Origin of the sequence: Nitrosomonas sp. Is37, assembly GCF_033063275.1 — a bacterium.
Classification (GTDB): Bacteria; Pseudomonadota; Gammaproteobacteria; order Burkholderiales; family Nitrosomonadaceae; genus Nitrosomonas.
The window spans coordinates 31,135-47,703 of sequence record NZ_JAWJYP010000024.1 but is presented as its reverse complement, the minus strand read 5'-3'; the positions used below and the strand labels follow the sequence as shown (position 1 = coordinate 47,703).

The window sequence follows — 16,569 nt, the reverse complement described above, 5'->3', positions numbered from 1 at the left end:
GGGAATCAATATTAATCGGCTATTGATTGGCAATATGCCTAACCTACAACTTAGTAGTTGAGAAAAAGGTTTTTTCAGGGACGACTATTTAGGAAAATCAAAAAACAATGAATTGCATTGCGAAAGAAAAGGAGACGAATTTGATAAAGTGACAAAAGTGGTATGGAACAGCAGAAGCCTGTACATAATGATTGGTTCGCTAGAGATGTTTAATTGCAAAAATAAATTATTTTATTATCTTGGCTAACCAACTGTTTTTTATAAATATAGATCTCGGAAAGCTTGTAATAAATTAATGCAATTAAACACTAGTAAGGAAAGAGAAATATGTAATTAAGCCAATAAATCAGGCTGGATATAGTTCTCACTATGCCATTTTCGCCGGCAAAGCCAGAGCGATAATCAGTTAGCAAAAAAGAATCAATTCATAAGGAGTGGTGCTGATGATGATAGAGAAATATAAATCCGAACATCTTTATGAGTGGATGGTAGAAATTAGACGCAAGTTGCATCGTCACCCTGAACTAGCTTTTGAAGAAATCGAGACTGCCAAGGTATTAATGAGGCAATTAACCAAATTGGGTATTCCTTATGACTATACGGGTCCTGGCAATGCGGTTATTGGCAAACTGTCATGTGAGAATCCTGCGGTGCCGACCATTGCTCTTCGTGCGGACATGGATGCGCTGCCTGGTACCGAAAACACCAATTTGCCTTTTGCTTCCTGCATTAAAGGTAAAATGCATGCCTGCGGTCATGATGCGCATATGACTATGGTGCTGGGTGCTGCTGCCTTGCTGAAAGCATCACTCCCTCCTTGCCACGTGTTGTTTATCTTTCAACCTGCTGAAGAAAAAGGGGGTGGAGCACGGATAGTGCTGGAATCGGGTGCGTTGCAAGGGGTCAGCGCAATATTTGGCGGACATGTGACTCATCACTATCGTGTGGGAGAAATCATGGTAGCTGATGGGGTGATCACAGCCCAGTCCGATCGTTTTAAAATCCATATTAAAGGCAAAGGAGGGCATGGCGCGCGACCGCATGAAGCGACCGATGCCATCGTGATTACTGGCTTGTTAATTACTGCTATGCAAACCTTAGTCTCGCGAGAAATTAATCCAGTCTATCCTGCTGTGGTGACGATTGGCACGGTTCACGCGGGCAGTGCGCCTAATGTGATTGCAGAGGAGGCTATCTTGGAGGGATCGATTCGTAGCACCTTGCCTCAAGTGCGTGATCACATTCATACGGGATTAAGGCGTATGGCTAAAGCTATCGGTGAATTACACAATGCCAAAGTTGACGTTGACATCACACAAGGTTATCCACCGGTTGTCAATACGACCCGGGAAAGCCATATTGCCTATCGCGCGGCTGAAAAAGTGGTCGGACACGCAGGCTTAATGACCCTTGATCATCCGAGCATGGGATCAGAAGATTTTTCTTATTATCTGCAAAAAATACCCGGTTGCTATGTACGCTTTGGCGCAAGACGGCATGAGAATGAATATATTCCGTTACATAGTCCAGAATTTGATATCAATGAGGAGGTATTGAAAGTGGGGGCTGCATTTTTCGATGAAGTCGTCAGAGAGGCGGCACAAGACTATTTGAGTTGATTTCACTTTGGAATTCATTCCCTCAAAACCATTAACCGTCGGGGTAGAACTCGAGCTGCAATTGCTCGATAAGGAAAATCTCAGCTTGATAAACGGCATCGGGCCTTTGCTCGAGTGTTACCAAGAGTCACCCTATATTAAACCGGAGTTTATCCAAAATACCGTCGAGGTGATTTCCAAGGTCGGTGAAAATACTGCAGAGGTCCATGAACACCTCGCACAACTTGTCAAAGAAGTGAAACAGACCTGTCTCATGCTGGGAATGGAGCTATGCGCTGCCGGCACCCATCCCTTTGACAAGGAATTAGCCTTGTTTACACCGTTGCCCCGTTATCTGAGAATGGAAAAGGACACAGGTTATTTAGGTCATACCCAGATCACTTTCTCGACCCAGGTACACATTGGTGTCAAGGATGCAGCCGAAGCGATCTATCTGATGCGTGCATTAAAGGCTTATCTGCCACTTTTAATTGCGCTTTCTGCTAGTTCACCCTTTTGGCGCGGCTATGACACAGGCTTTGTCTCTTATCGCCTGCGCATTCTAGCAGCCAGTCGTAGTTATGGTATACCGCCAAGTTTTAATGATTGGCAGCAATTCATGGATTTTTATAAAACTTCGCAACATGCTGGCATGATACAAACCATCAATGACATCCATTGGGATATCAGAGTACGACCGCATTGGGGCACAGTTGAGGTCAGAGTGATGGATGCACAACCCACTCTTACCGAGTCAATGCAACTCGCTAGTTTTATTCGAGTGTTGGCAGCCTATCTGCTAGCACACCAGGAAGCCAACATTGAAAATATGCTCCATGCATTACCTTGGTGGATTGAGAAAGACAATTACTATATGGCTTCGCGGTTGGGGCTGAAAGCAAACTGTGTAGTCGATAAGAATGGCTCATTCAAATCTATCTATGAAATTTGGCAGATAGTGCAAACTGAAATCCAACCTTATGCCAGTGAAATAGGAGAATCGGAATATTTTGAACAATTCGTCAAGCGCGTGGCAGAACGGAATATAAGCTATCAGCGTCAGCACGCTGTTTATCAAGAAACCCACTCATGCGAGAAAGTTGTTTCAACGCTTATTAAGGAGTTGGCAGATGACTTGGCTGTAACTAAACTTGAGTAACACTTGTTCATGTGCGGATTTTGTGTCTGCCCCAATTTTCCATCCAAGTTTTTCCACTTAAATACTTTTTACGGCGCACGTTGATCGACTTAGCGCCATTAGCACCGCCGGTATTGTCGACTTGCTCCTCGGCGCGCCCAGTCTTCCTGGCTGACAGCAGCTTGCCTTCAGACAGAGCCACTTCCACCACCTCATCCGCCTCGCGCTCGATCTTTTCTGCTTTGAGGGCTGTTACTTCGTTCTGCAGTGATTTCATCACGTCAATCGATACAAATTTGGCCGGATCGGGATGATCGGCAGCAGTTTTGAGGGCGGCGATGGCATCATCTTTTGAGGTGAACAGAGTGGTCAGGTTTGCCAGTACAGATTCAGCATCCGCAGTTTCATTCTGGTCTGTGAGTTTATGTAGCGCAGCCAGTAGCTGTTCTAGTTGCATGTCTTCTCCTTCAGTGGATAAAAATTGAGATGCTGCGACGGCGTCCATGCCATCGAGCGCAGGATTGTTGGTCAATGCTGCATTCAGCAGCCGTTTGATTGCGCCGGTCTTCTTGTCATAGGTAAAAACAGGGGAGATGTAGCGGTACTCGCCAGCTTGGATCATTTGACTGGCACGTTCGGTCCATTCAATATCGATAGCGAATAAACCAGCCCGCAGCCGGAGCGGGCTGGCCGTTTTGTGCAGAGAGCAGTGTTTGGTGTTCGTAGTCCACTACTGTGCGGTTTATGCGGCTTTCAAACTCGGCAATGATGCTGGCTGCTAACGTGGCATTGATATACCAGTGCGGTGTATCCTTCGGGCGACCGTCGGTGGAGCGAAATTCGCCAGCAGGGAATAGCTGGATTTCACGGCTGGGCGTTACGGAAATAGCGCACGCGGCCAAGCCAGTAGATAAGTGAACTTGTTGGGGTTGTTTTCGATTCATGCCGCCATGGTATCGGCAGCATTGAGAGGAATTAAGGAGGTATTGTTTCCTCCTTAAAACAGAGAGTTAACTAAAAACAGATTAGCACTTCACTAACATGCCAGTCAAATGTGAAGCAGCAAGGGGTTAATCGTCGCGTATCTGGTCAAAAAATCATGATCTATTCATCATATTTGTGGATCTAACAAAGTTTGTTATGATGAAAACTAAATCGCCGCAATTTTATAAAACATAAGGAGATAGCATGCAGCTTGCCGTGTTAGATTTCATTTTTGACGTAATATATTGCGTCATTTCTGACGTCTAATTCTAAAGGAATCGTGCTATGAGGTTACTAATAGATCAACTTGAACAATCTCTTCAGTCAGGCAATTACTATCTTTCGCTTTTTACAGCGTTAACCTTGCCTGACATTGCTGGAGCTATGGACTCAGAAGACGGCGTGGCTAGTGGAGCAAAATACAATGCATGGTACGAAAAATGGGCAAGGCCTCGGTTCGTGGATATTCTTAAAGAATCAATGCCTGAGCATATGAGGGAACATTTATCTGAAATGGAGAATCCTCTTGATGGCGAGGCTTGCTATTTGTTTCGCTGTTCTCTATTGCATCAAGGACGTACTATTCACCCAAAAAATAAATATTCGCGAATCATTTTTGTTGAGCCAGGTGCTACAACCAATACCTTTCATTACAACACAATGAATGACGCTTTAAATATTGATTTGGCAATTTTTTGCAAGGAAATGATCTTAGGGGTTAGGCTATGGTTAGATTCAGTTGAGAATACCGAGCTATATCAGAAAAATTACCAGAATTTTGTGAAGCGTCACGAGGGTGGTTTAAAGCCCTTCATAGTTGGTGTTCCGGTTATTGGCTAGGCCTAACAAAACACTTGTTCGGACGCAAACTGCGCTACGCTTCGTTTGCGCCACACAGCTTGGTCGTTATGTTCCTGATAAGATGCATGGGAACACCGAAATAGTATGAATTTCAAACCGAGGAATCTTCGAGCACTTGCCGAGTGTGTCATTGGGGATAATGACAGCTTCCCCTATAGATCCAGTAGCTACATAACTCAGTTCTTCGAGGAGTGCGACCTCGATTTTGCGCACGATGGCTCGACTCGATGGGCTTGGACTGCCGATAGGCTCGCAGAGCTTTTACAGGAGCCACAGCCGAAAGCATATGCCTTGCCCGAAATGTTCGTACATGTATTGCGTACGCTGATGATGAAAGAGGATGCTCCTGATGACGATCCAGACAGGTCTCGTGCTTTGGAAGAGCTTAATAAACCTCTGGGACGAGAGGGCTATGAGGCGTTCTATGGCGAAGACAATCTGCTTTATGTTCGCCATATCGGTACAAAAACGTTATCGGTAGCTACCAACCCTCATAGACCGTTTACGCCGCAAGAAATTAAGCGCAGGGAGCAACTAATCGAATATCTGGAGTCCTGTTCGGAAGATGAGCTAATTGAAGAGGTTCTTCTTCCTCTATTTCGCCAACTGGGTTTTCACCGAATTACAGCAGCGGGGCACAAAGACAAGGCTCTAGAATACGGTAAGGACGTCTGGATGCGGTACGCTCTTCCTACGCAGCATGTGCTCTACTTTGGTATTCAAGCTAAGAAGGGAAAATTGGACGCATCGGGAGCAACCAAGGCCTCAAATGTGAATATTGCAGAGATCCACAACCAGGTACTTATGATGCTTGGGCATGAGATTTTCGATCCAGAGACAAACAAGAAGGTACTGATAGATCATGCCTTCATTGTTGCTGGAGGGGAAATTACAAAACAAGCGAGAAACTGGCTCGGGGGAAAGCTTGACTCTACCAAGCGGAGCCAAATCATGTTCATGGATCGGGAAGACATTCTGAATCTCTACACAGTGAGCAACATTCCTTTACCTCGGAAAGCGGACTCCGCTGCCTTAGACGATTTTGACGATGATATTCCCTTCTAGCACACGAAACGGTGGGCGGCTGAGAACATAACAAGTGCTTCGAGTCCGACGCCTTACCCTTCTGCTACGCTCCAGGGCAAGGCGCGACTCGATAATAGGGGACAGTCCACGATTGTTTCCAGAATTAACAAAATTTAGTTAGAAACCGTGGTCTGTCTCCTATTATTTTTTCAGATGTGATGGCTCCGCACGACTAAAACAGCCAGTTGTTTCTAATAAATCCAATAATCCATCTAAATAATATGATATAGCTAGCAATGTAGGGATATTTATATATATTGTTCCATTTAGGATGATATACAGTTAGTAAATATGACAAACGTAATAATTTAGTTGTTGTTAATGCCAAAAGTATGGAAGATATACAAAAACTATATAATTACTTGTTAGGGTTCTCGGGAGAATACAAGCAGTGACAGAAGCAGAACTTCATGATTGTGCGCATTGCAATGGAACTGGCACGTGCAAGTCGAGCGCATCAGGAGAGAGCTGTGCTGCGTGCGTCAAAAAAATGAGCTGAAGAAAGGAAATTACAGTGGCCTAGCATGCGGAACTTGTGGGGGCTTGGGAAAAACTGACACGCTTACATATCGGCTCAAGCATCGTACACAACCAGTCCTTTCAATAATTCTTGTGGTGGGTGCTTTCTTAATGGTCCTCATCTTCGGAACACTTAAGAGTCAATATTTCCATGAAATCCTCGCATTCTGCACAACGCTCGTAGGCGGTGTTATTGGTTACTATTTTTCCAGAGGGAGCGGCAGCAATGCGGAAAAACCATAACCAGTACTTTAACCCGCAGCTGCGCCACATAGAGTAGGTGATAGACTACGGTTTCTAACTAAGCTCTGTTAATTTTGGAAACAATCGTGGTCTGTCCCCTATTCTCTATTTTATCGCAACGTTAGGCTCTTAATTCAGAAGGAAATGTAATGAATCATGATTTTAATATCGGCAACATTGCTTCCCTTAGACCAGAAAACAAACATCGACTTGGTGATTGGTGGACATATCTTTTAGACAAAAACGTTATTGTGGCAGGTTTTGATGGTGAATTGGGTGATGATGGGACACGCATTCTTCGGAACAGAATTGGAGAAGGTGATTGGATTTTTGCATACGCCAGTGAATACGGATATGTTGGTGTAGGATTGGCAGCAAGACGTGAAACTTACAAATTATTAACAGAACTGCCAGTAGATTATTTGTCAAAAAATCCTCATCAACGAGACATTAGATGGCTTTATTATATTGAGTCTTTAGATAATGCAATTCCAGCAAAGGAGCTTGGTGTTCATCATCCCGTACCAACAGAGCAGAGTATAGATAATGACAAAGCAGAAAAAATAATTAGGGCATTTTGGCTAAACCCTAAAACTATTATTAGACTCTAATCATCTGAAATCACATAGTAGCATAGAACTATAGGAAGGGTTGAGGTATGAAGACCATAGGTAGAATAGGGGATAGACCACGATTGTTTCCTGAGTTAACAGAGCTTAGTTAGAAACCTTGGTCTGTCCCCGCTTATTGATGCTGAGCGTTAAGCGTTATAAATAAGGTCCAGAATGCCCTTTCGAATTCATTATTGGAATGAAATATCTCATAACTACAGAGGTACGTTGCTGCTTGGAAATGGCGCTAGCAGAGCGGTTGACGAACGTTTTGATTACGCGTCGCTTGTGGAACACGCGTTTGAACATAGGCTATTAACCGAAGATGTTAAGAGCTTGTTCCGTTTCTTTCGAACAAAAGACTTTGAACTCAAAAAAGTGTCAGTCATTGCATAGTGCATGAAGTGCATTTATGATACGTAGCCATAAATGAATATGGAGAAGAATGGTTTTATGGCACGTCCGATCAGGCTGTGCAAGCCACAATGACTGACACCTTTTCAAGCCAAAGTCCTCCGGTTCACGCAGATCGATGGTGAAGCGAGGGAGCGGCGCATATCCTCAATACCGCCAATATTGAGCACCATCATGGGTATGACCAGATCCCTCGTTAGTGTGCCACATAATTGAAGGCTGTCTGATACCATCAGGTTATGGCGTACTTCATTATGCACATTACCCATGGCGTTGGTTTGCTGAACCTTTATCTGCAACGCCCGATTTGCCTCGATGTGTGCATTCTCGATAGCCGCTTCGAAATGCATTATTTCACTCTGCATTGCAGGGGTGGTGTGTACCCTGCAATGCAGCATCCGACAAACTATGTCACTGATCAAGCGGGATCGCCTTGAACATCATCAACGCAATCAAACGGTTCCTCTCCCCCACCATTCGATAGCCCGCGCTTTGGGCGCTCGCACGATTTTTTAGCGAAACTAGCGAAACTTCGTTTTCACAGCCTCTCAGACGTTGCGCCAGTTCTATTGATCCAAAACTCATCTGCATCTTCTGCTCCAACTGCTTTTTACCTACCGCCATTTTAGTTGTTTATTTGGCTAACGGAGGAAGTTGTGCAAGAGTCTTTACAGGCCTATCCCTCTCATTGCGCGGAGGAGTGATCATTTGATACAGTTTGTAGTTTGTATTCTATTTATATCTAAACGACTCCATCTCCCAATCATCAAAGTCATCAATAGAGATTGCGCGAGATAGCTGATGATGATCTTTTAGCCAGCGTTTGAAAAACTTGTCGTCTTGTATCAGTTGCAAATCTTCCCGCATGGCGTCTATATCTTCTTTGAGCGAAGCTTCCTCTCTCCTTAGGTTGCGTTTTAGATTAGCTGTACTCAGGGTTTCATAAGACTCGAGGCCCAATTCGTTGCGTACAGCGTGACGGCGATGATGCAATTCGTCTTCGAGTTCCTGGGCCTGTTCCTTGAGTAACAACGTGAGCGAGGCAATTTTTTCTTCTGCCATTTTGGCGATGGATGCCGTGTCAGTGAGTTCAGTGCGCAGCTGAATCTGCAGCAGGGCCACTAAATCACGGCGATCATAAGCAGCATTGGCTTCACTCATTAAAGCCGTTTTGCGGGCATATTCATCAGGGTCGTTTTCGCGATCAGGGTGCAGTGCGCTGGCGAGCTGGCGGAAAACCTTGCGCAGGGTAGTTTCTGCTTCCTCTTGTTCCGCTTTGACCTTGAGCTGGGCAGCAGTGGGTTTCCTTTTGCGCGCACGAGCCTGTTGGCGTGCTTCTTCTTCAGCGGCAGTCTCACGTAACCGCGCCATGCCGGCGTTAAATACATCCTGCATAGTCTCTAGCGAGTCATCGTCAGCCAAAGGTTCTCCTAACATGTCTTCCATCATCGCGCGCATTTCCACGATGCGGGTTTGTTCTTTCTGCGACAGGCTTTCGACGCTGTATTTGTCATGCAGGATTTGCATTTCCTCGTCTCCATGCGCCGCGAGCTGTTCACAGAGATTGCATAGAATCGTAGTGGCGATTCGTTTTTGTGTGGGGGTTAAGCCCTTGCGTTGCAATCGCTCATCCAGCCATAACACCATTTCACGCGTGAGCACCAGCTGACGTTCGCGCAGCGGTGCAATCGTCTGGTGGTATAGCGGACGATACGCATCGCTGATGGCTTGTAATTCAAGAAGCTGTTTCTTGAGCTTCTCGATACGTTCGAGTAAACGGTTGAAGCGCTGCTGACCAGGCGTTAGCTGGGAATCTTGTGTGGTCAGTTTCAGTGCAGTTGCGGAATTATTTACAGTTTGCTCGGAAGAAGCGGGTATTTCATCAGTGAATAAATCGGGTTGGTGAGGCATGGTCATCCTGTCTAGTCGGTTGGGTTGTATAATGAGGGTATTTTTAGAGTCAGAATAATTTTGCAAGGTGCCCGGGCAGTAGAGAAAAGATTGTACTCCTCTAAATTATAGGAAATCATAGAACTTTTTCCCCTTGTTGGGGTCGATAGATTTGTAGCTTTGAGAAAAATGAAGTACTTTCAAGCCGTCTCTACTGCAGTATCGATGATGGAATCACCCGTTCTTCCGTTATATACTTACCGGACGTTTCAAAATAACCCATTCAATTTCCAGCTAAGCTACTTGTAATATTCCGTGAGTAATAAATTATATATTAAGACTTTTGGTTGCCAGATGAACGAGTATGACTCGGATAAAATGGCGGATATACTTCATGCTGCAAGGGGTATGGAGTTGACCGATAACCCCGAGGAAGCCGATGTGATTTTGTTCAATACTTGCTCTGTTCGTGAGAAAGCGCAAGAAAAGGTTTTTCATGATCTCGGACGGGTGCGGCACCTGAAAAAAACTAATCCGAATCTGTTAATTGGCGTCGGAGGCTGTGTGGCCAGTCAGGAAGGGGCAGAAATCGTCAAACGCGCGCCCTTTGTGGATTTGGTGTTTGGACCACAAACATTGCATCGCTTACCGGAATTGATCGAGGAACGGGAGTCAACGGGTCAACCGCAAATCGATATCTCTTTTCCTGAAATTGAAAAATTCGATCATTTGCCGCCTGCTCGTACAGAAGGGGTTACGGCTTTTGTTTCCATCATGGAAGGCTGCAGCAAATACTGCAGTTTTTGTGTGGTTCCGTATACGCGCGGTGAAGAAGTATCGCGCCCCCTCAATGATGTGCTAGTTGAAGTTGCCGGACTGGCTATGCAGGGTATTAAGGAAATTACCTTGCTCGGACAGAATGTCAACGCCTATCTTGGTAAAATGGATGATGGTGAAATCGCTGATTTTGCACTGTTGCTTGAGTATATCCATGAGATCCCTGGCATTGAACGTATCCGCTATACAACGTCACATCCCCGGGAATTTACCAGCCGTTTGATTGAGGCCTATGCGAAGTTACCCAAAGTAGTCAGCCATTTGCACTTGCCAGTTCAATCTGGTGCAGACAGAGTTCTGGCAGCGATGAAACGTGGCTATAGCGCACTCGAATATAAATCGATCATACGCAAAGTACGTGCAGTTCGTCCTGATATTTCGATTAGTTCAGATTTTATTATTGGATTTCCGGGTGAGACCGATGCCGATTTTGAAGCGACCATGAAGCTGGTTGAAGACGTGAATTTTGATGAATCATTCAGTTTCATTTACAGCCCACGACCTGGTACGCCTGCTGCTGATCTGCCTGATGACACCCCTCATGAAACCAAATTGGCGCGGCTCTATCGCTTACAGGAAAAAATTGCTCAGCAGGCGCAAGCCATTAGTCAAGGCATGGTGGGAACGAGTCAGCGTGTATTGGTAGAGGGGCCTTCCAAAAAGAACCTTGATGAATTTTGTGGTAGAACCGATAACAATCGCGTAGTCAACTTTGCAGCGGCGCCTGAACTGGTTGGTCATTTTATAAATATCAGGATTACAGCAGCACTTTCTCATTCATTGCGAGGGGAAATTATCCATGAATAGCGATCAAGTAGTCGATAAAAGCTTTATTATCACTTGCAATCTATCGTAACCCCTGCCAGAATCAATACGTCGTATTTATTTAGCAAAAGTTTTGAAACCTAAACCTGTCGAGATTACTTTTTCTCCGGTTGATAACCGACGTCTAGCCAATCTCTGTGGTGCGCTAGATGAAAACCTTAAACAGATTGAAAACGCGCTGGATGTCGTGATCGCACGGCGTGGTGAACATTTTAGTCTACATGGTCAAGCAAATCAGACGCAGCTTGCTGCCCAAGTCCTGAAGAATTTCTATAACCAATCACACCATCATCTTAGTATAGAGCAAGTGCAACTCGGTTTGATCGAGATAGCCAACGCACCTCATTCTTTGCAGCCGACAGTGGATGAATCAGCGGTTACTGAGTTAGCAGTACCAAAACTGATCACGCGACGTAGCAATTTACATGGTCGCACGCCACGGCAGGTGCAATACCTGCAGCAAATCCAGGATCATGATATTACCTTTGGCATTGGTCCGGCAGGTACCGGTAAGACCTATTTAGCAGTTGCCAGCGCGGTCGACGCATTGGAACGCGAAACGGTCTCACGCATTATCCTGGTGCGGCCTGCGGTCGAGGCGGGTGAACGCTTGGGCTTTTTGCCAGGAGATATGGTGCAGAAAGTCGATCCCTATTTACGCCCGCTTTATGATGCGCTTTATGATCTCATGGGATTTGATAAAACCGGTAAGCAGTTTGAACGTAATGCCATTGAAATTGCCCCGTTGGCATTCATGCGTGGACGTACCTTAAATCAATCGTTCATTATTCTGGATGAAGCACAGAACACGACGCCGGAACAAATGAAAATGTTCCTGACACGGATAGGTTTTGGTTCCAAAGCAGTCATTACAGGCGATATTACCCAAATTGATTTACCCAAGAATCAGAAAAGTGGTTTGGTCGATGCAGCAAGTGTCTTGGGAAAGATACGAGGGATAGCCTTTACCCATTTCAAAACCGAAGACGTCGTACGCCATCCGCTGGTGCAGCGTATTGTCGATGCTTACGAGAAACATGAAAAACGCCAGTAAGGTTCCCGAACCTTCACCTGCTACAAATCATAAAAAATTTAAATTAGTGCTGCAATATGCGACCGAATTTCCCGGAACTCCCACTCGGTCACAGTTCCGTAAATGGGTGAATGCGGCATTGATGCGGAATGCGGAAATCGTCTTACGGATCGTTGACGAGGAGGAAGGCAGAGAGCTCAACCGCCATTTTCGTGGTAAAGACAAAGCGACTAACGTATTGACATTCGTATACGATGAGCTGCAGCTATTGTCAGGCGATATTGTGCTCTGTGCGCCGGTCGTAATCAGCGAGGCACAACAACAACAAAAAGATTTGGCTGCGCATTACGCCCATCTGACAGTACATGGTGTATTGCACTTGCAAGGCTATGATCACGAGCATGAAACAGATGCGGCGATCATGGAGCAGCTTGAAACAGAAATTGTCACCAAGCTAGGTTACGCCGATCCTTATCATGAACAATAAGGTTGCGATTGCTTTCGTTTACAGTTCAGGTTTTTTAGAGCGCTATTTTGCGTACACATCAATCGATGATGAAACTAATCATGAATAATTCCTCACCTAAAATCAGCTGGTTTGAACATCTTGGTTTACTCCTTTTGCGCCAACCCGAAGATCGTGAGCAGTTGGTGACTTTGTTGCATTCTGCATTTGAGCGCAATTTGCTCGATGCCGATGCACTGACCATGATCGAAGGGGTGATGCATGTATCCGAAATGCAGGTGCGCGATATCATGGTGCCGCGCGCACAGATGGATACCATTGATATCAGTGAAAAACCGGAAGAATTCATTCCGTATGTCATAGAAAAGGGACATTCACGTTTTCCTGTCACTGATGGCAATAAAGATCATGTGATTGGCATTTTGCTGGCAAAAGATTTACTGCGCTACTATGCAGGAGAAGAAGAGTTCGATGTACGTGATATGCTTCGTCCAGCTGTGTTTATTCCTGAATCCAAGCGGCTCAATATTTTACTCAAGGATTTCCGCCGTAGTCGCAATCATATCGCCATCGTGGTAGATGAATATGGCGGTGTGGCTGGTTTGGTCACCATCGAGGACGTGCTGGAGCAGATCGTGGGAGAGATTGAAGATGAATATGACTTTGATGAAGAGGAAGCGAACATCGTAGCCGATACCAGCGGTTATTTTCGTGTTAAAGCGATCACGGAAGTCGCCAGTTTCAATGAGGTACTAGCTGCTACCTTCAGTGACGAAGATTTTGATACGATTGGTGGGCTCGTTACCAGCAAATTTGGCCGGCTGCCCAAGAATGGGGAATCTATTGTGATAGATAATTTCAGATTTACGGTGTTACGTGCCGACAGTCGCCGCTTGCATCTGCTAAAAGTTGAAAGAGCGGAATCAAACTCTTAAGATTTTTCAATCTGTATTTTTATTTTTAGTATGACTGACTACCCATTAGCTTAGCGGAAAATACTTATCTGGGCTAACGCTTCAGAATGCCAGATGTTAAAATAACTGGCAAATGCCCAACATCACTACCCGCAGTTTTTCTCAACATGCTTTTAACACGCTTAATCAATACGGTTTACCTTCCGTATTGGCACGTATTTATGCCGCGCGTGGTATTGAACAACCCCAGCAGCTTGAGACAGAATTATCCCAGTTGCTTCCATTTGAGCAGTTAAACAATGTTTCTCGTATGGCCGCACTGCTTGCTGATGCCATTGCCGGGCAGAAACGTTTGCTCATTGTGGCGGACTATGATTCAGATGGTGCCACTGCTTGTGCGGTGGCAATCCGTGCACTGAGAAAATTTGGTGCCATCGTAGATTATCTCGTTCCCAACCGTTTTGAGTATGGTTATGGCTTGACGCCGGAAATCGTGCATCTTGCGGCTACGTCTCCTGCTGGACAACCGGATATTCTCATTACCGTCGATAACGGTATCGCGAGTGTGGAAGGAGTACAGGAAGCCAATCAGCTGGGTATGCAAGTGTTCATTACCGATCACCACCTGCCGGCAGATCAGTTACCTGCTGCGGCAGTTATCGTCAATCCTAATCAGCCTGGCTGCAATTTTCCAAGCAAGCATCTTGCTGGCGTAGGAGTCATTTTCTACGTGATGCTCGCATTGCGCGCGGAGCTGCGCAAGCGGGGTGCGTTCATTGCCGCTGGTAAAGAGCCCAATCTGGCGAGTTTGCTTGATCTGGTTGCGTTGGGGACGGTCGCGGATGTCGTCAGGCTCGATAGCAATAACCGCATCCTGGTTCAGCAAGGTTTGCAGCGTATTCGCAAGGGACGGGCATGTGCTGGTATTAATGCCTTGTTACAAGTGGCAAAACGTGATTGCCGACAGGTGTCCACTTATGAGCTGGGTTTCATCATTGGACCAAGATTGAATGCAGCCGGTCGACTCGATGATATGACCCTGGGCATCGAGTGCCTCATTACAGATGATGAATCCAGAGCGAGTCAGCTTGCTGCCCAGCTGGATGAGCTGAACCGTCAGCGGCGGGAAATCGAAGCAGATATGCAGAGTGATGCGTTAAGCAAACTGGCAACTGTCGTCGAAACTCAGGAATCGGCAACCGGCTCTTGCTACAGCTTATGCTTGTATGACTCAAGCTGGCATCAAGGTGTGATTGGTTTACTCGCTTCGCGCATCAAGGAAAAATTTCATCGTCCGGTGATTACTTTTGCACCAGGTAATGAAGGTGAAATCAAAGGTTCAGGGCGTTCAATTCCAAGTTTTCATTTGCGCGATGCATTGGATCTTGTTTCTAAAAGGTATCCTGGATTAATTCTGAAATTTGGTGGTCATGCCGCAGCAGCCGGCTTGACTGTGCATGAGCAAAATTTTGAGCGTTTTCGGGATGCGTTTGAGCAAATTACGCAAGCACTGCTCACGCCTGCAGATTTGACTCGTGTCATAGAGACCGATGGGGAGCTGGATGAAGCTGAATTAAATTTGGATCTGGCGTACTGTCTGGCTGACAGTGTCTGGGGACAAGGTTTTCCCGAGCCAAGCTTTAATGCCCATTTTTACGTGGAAAGCCAGCGTGTGGTAGGTGAGAAACATTTAAAATTAAGACTGAAGAAATTTGATTCGCACTGCAGCTACGATGCTATATTGTTTTTCCAGGCGGAGTTGCTGCCGCCAATGATTAACGCAGTCTTTCGTGTCCAAGCCAATGAATACAATGGTAATACTACCCTGCAATTACTCCTTGAACACTGGTTCCCAATTGACCCGATGACGATATGAATAATGCATTCTTACCAGGGGGAGAGCTTGAGCATTTCACTACATTTGTGACCAGTCTCGCCATTGGTCTTCTGATTGGGCTGGAGCGTCAGCGTAGCCCGGCGGCAAGAGCGGGATTGCGGACTTTCGCTCTAGTAGCGCTGTTTGGCACACTCAGCGCCATGCTTTCGCAAAAAACAAACTCACCGTGGTTACTAGTGAGCGGGCTGTTCCTAGTGGGAATCATGATGATCGCTGCGTATTTTCGTAAGCTGGATGAATTGACTGATCCAGGCACCACCACAGTTGCAGCTATCCTGGTGTGTTATGGATTAGGGGCTACTGTTTGGTACGGGGAATCCACGCTGGCGGTCATGCTTGCCATTATCACAACCATTTTGCTGTACTTTAAAGCTGAGCTGCATGGTCTGACGCAGAATCTGGATCGACGTGAGCTGATTTCGATGCTGCAATTTGCCGTGCTCACTTTTATCATTCTTCCGATCTTGCCTGATCAGAATTACGGTCCATACGATGCCATCAACCCCTATCAAGTCTGGCTGATGATCGTCCTGATATCGGGTGTCAGTCTGATGGGCTATATCGCATTGCGTGTTGTCGGACAGCGTTATGGGACCGTCCTTTTGGGGGTATTTGGCGGGCTGGTGTCCAGCACCGCCACCACCATGGTGTTTACGCGGTATAGCAAAGATAATTCAAGTCTGGCGAAACTGGCGGTGGTGGTGATTCTGCTTGCTAACCTGACAGTTTTGGTAAGACTGAGCGTCATCAGCGCAATCATTTCTCCGGTCATATTGCCAAAATTGTTGCCGATATTGGGGACGGGTCTTATGCTTGGGTTGATGGCCGCTGCTTTCTGGTGGCGTGAGCTAACCCGGCAAGCAGAGCTGCCTATGCCAGAAACCAGGAATCCGGCTGAACTGACTACTGCGGCAGGGTTTGGGATGCTTTACGGAATTGTATTGCTGCTGAGCGCCTGGTTATCGGACATTGCGGGTAGCAGCGGGCTTTATATGGTGGCTATCATTTCCGGTTTGACCGATGTTGATGCCATCACGCTCAGTAGTTTGCGCTTGCTCGATCTGGGTAAGCTGCAGGCGACGGAAGCAGTAACTGCCATTACGCTGGCTGTCATTTCAAATATCATCTTCAAGCTAGGATTGATACTGGCTATTGGTGGTTCGCTGCTAGCCAAGCGCAGCGCTTTAGGCATGATCATTACTGCGATCGGTTTGGGGTGCGCACTAATATTATTTGGAAAATGAAGCTGTAGA

15 protein-coding genes and 1 pseudogene are annotated in these 16,569 nt (G+C 46.0%); 12 read left to right on the top strand and 4 right to left on the bottom strand.

Annotated elements, in window-relative coordinates; genetic code table 11:
• Window positions 1–443 precede the first annotated feature (443 nt).
• Window positions 444–1,619, top strand: coding sequence for an amidohydrolase (locus R2Q26_RS11370; RefSeq protein ID WP_317536389.1), 1,176 nt, complete (start codon window positions 444–446; stop codon window positions 1,617–1,619).
• A gap of 7 nt (window positions 1,620–1,626) precedes the next feature.
• A complete protein-coding gene (locus tag R2Q26_RS11365; protein ID WP_317536388.1) occupies window positions 1,627–2,757 on the top strand; it encodes a YbdK family carboxylate-amine ligase in 1,131 nt (376 codons plus the stop codon).
• Between the two features lie 7 nt (window positions 2,758–2,764).
• Here R2Q26_RS11365 and R2Q26_RS11360 read toward each other — a convergent pair.
• A pseudogene (locus R2Q26_RS11360) lies at window positions 2,765–3,680 on the bottom strand (phage protease).
• Window positions 3,681–4,005: 325 nt separating this feature from the next.
• Here R2Q26_RS11360 and R2Q26_RS11355 point away from each other — a divergent pair.
• From R2Q26_RS11355 to R2Q26_RS15555, 4 genes are all read left to right on the top strand, one after another.
• Entirely contained in the window at window positions 4,006–4,560 is a 555-nt protein-coding gene (locus tag R2Q26_RS11355; protein ID WP_317536387.1) for a hypothetical protein, read from the top strand.
• 105 nt (window positions 4,561–4,665) lie between these two features.
• Window positions 4,666–5,646 (top strand): hypothetical protein, encoded by a 981-nt coding sequence (locus R2Q26_RS11350; RefSeq protein WP_317536386.1) that lies wholly within the window; start codon window positions 4,666–4,668, stop codon window positions 5,644–5,646.
• Between the two features lie 932 nt (window positions 5,647–6,578).
• On the top strand, window positions 6,579–7,040 hold the full coding sequence (locus tag R2Q26_RS11345; RefSeq protein WP_317536385.1) for a hypothetical protein: 462 nt from the start codon (window positions 6,579–6,581) through the stop codon (window positions 7,038–7,040).
• 174 nt (window positions 7,041–7,214) lie between these two features.
• Window positions 7,215–7,436, top strand: a complete 222-nt coding sequence (locus tag R2Q26_RS15555) for a DUF4917 family protein (RefSeq protein WP_411182338.1) — start codon at window positions 7,215–7,217, stop codon at window positions 7,434–7,436.
• Window positions 7,437–7,540: 104 nt separating this feature from the next.
• Here R2Q26_RS15555 and R2Q26_RS11340 read toward each other — a convergent pair whose 3' ends face one another.
• From R2Q26_RS11340 to R2Q26_RS11330, 3 genes are all read right to left on the bottom strand, one after another.
• Window positions 7,541–7,804, bottom strand: a complete 264-nt coding sequence (locus tag R2Q26_RS11340; protein ID WP_317536384.1) for a DUF935 family protein — start codon at window positions 7,802–7,804, stop codon at window positions 7,541–7,543.
• Between the two features lie 61 nt (window positions 7,805–7,865).
• Window positions 7,866–8,078: a hypothetical protein gene (locus tag R2Q26_RS11335; protein ID WP_317536383.1), complete on the bottom strand. Its 213-nt coding sequence runs from the start codon at window positions 8,076–8,078 to the stop codon at window positions 7,866–7,868.
• Between the two features lie 108 nt (window positions 8,079–8,186).
• A complete protein-coding gene (locus tag R2Q26_RS11330) occupies window positions 8,187–9,365 on the bottom strand; it encodes a hypothetical protein (RefSeq protein WP_317536382.1) in 1,179 nt (392 codons plus the stop codon).
• 294 nt (window positions 9,366–9,659) lie between these two features.
• Here R2Q26_RS11330 and miaB point away from each other — a divergent pair, with 294 nt between their 5' ends.
• The 6 genes from miaB (at window position 9,660) to R2Q26_RS11300 (ending at window position 16,560) form a co-directional block, all read left to right on the top strand.
• A complete protein-coding gene (gene miaB / locus R2Q26_RS11325; protein WP_317536381.1) occupies window positions 9,660–10,988 on the top strand; it encodes a tRNA (N6-isopentenyl adenosine(37)-C2)-methylthiotransferase MiaB in 1,329 nt (442 codons plus the stop codon).
• 91 nt (window positions 10,989–11,079) lie between these two features.
• Window positions 11,080–12,060 (top strand): PhoH family protein, encoded by a 981-nt coding sequence (locus R2Q26_RS11320; RefSeq protein WP_317536380.1) that lies wholly within the window; start codon window positions 11,080–11,082, stop codon window positions 12,058–12,060.
• Window positions 12,044–12,526 carry an rRNA maturation RNase YbeY gene (gene ybeY / locus R2Q26_RS11315; protein WP_317536379.1) on the top strand — a complete coding sequence of 161 codons (483 nt, stop codon included), beginning with the start codon at window positions 12,044–12,046 and terminating at the stop codon, window positions 12,524–12,526. Before R2Q26_RS11320 ends, ybeY begins: the two co-directional genes overlap by 17 nt.
• An 80-nt stretch (window positions 12,527–12,606) precedes the next feature.
• Window positions 12,607–13,440, top strand: coding sequence for an HlyC/CorC family transporter (locus R2Q26_RS11310; protein ID WP_317536378.1), 834 nt, complete (start codon window positions 12,607–12,609; stop codon window positions 13,438–13,440).
• A 112-nt stretch (window positions 13,441–13,552) separates the two neighbouring features.
• Window positions 13,553–15,295: a single-stranded-DNA-specific exonuclease RecJ gene (gene recJ, locus R2Q26_RS11305; RefSeq protein WP_317536377.1), complete on the top strand. Its 1,743-nt coding sequence runs from the start codon at window positions 13,553–13,555 to the stop codon at window positions 15,293–15,295.
• Complete coding sequence (locus tag R2Q26_RS11300) at window positions 15,292–16,560, top strand: MgtC/SapB family protein (RefSeq protein WP_317536376.1); 1,269 nt, start codon at window positions 15,292–15,294, stop codon at window positions 16,558–16,560. Before recJ ends, R2Q26_RS11300 begins: the two co-directional genes overlap by 4 nt.
• Window positions 16,561–16,569: the final 9 nt, after the last annotated feature.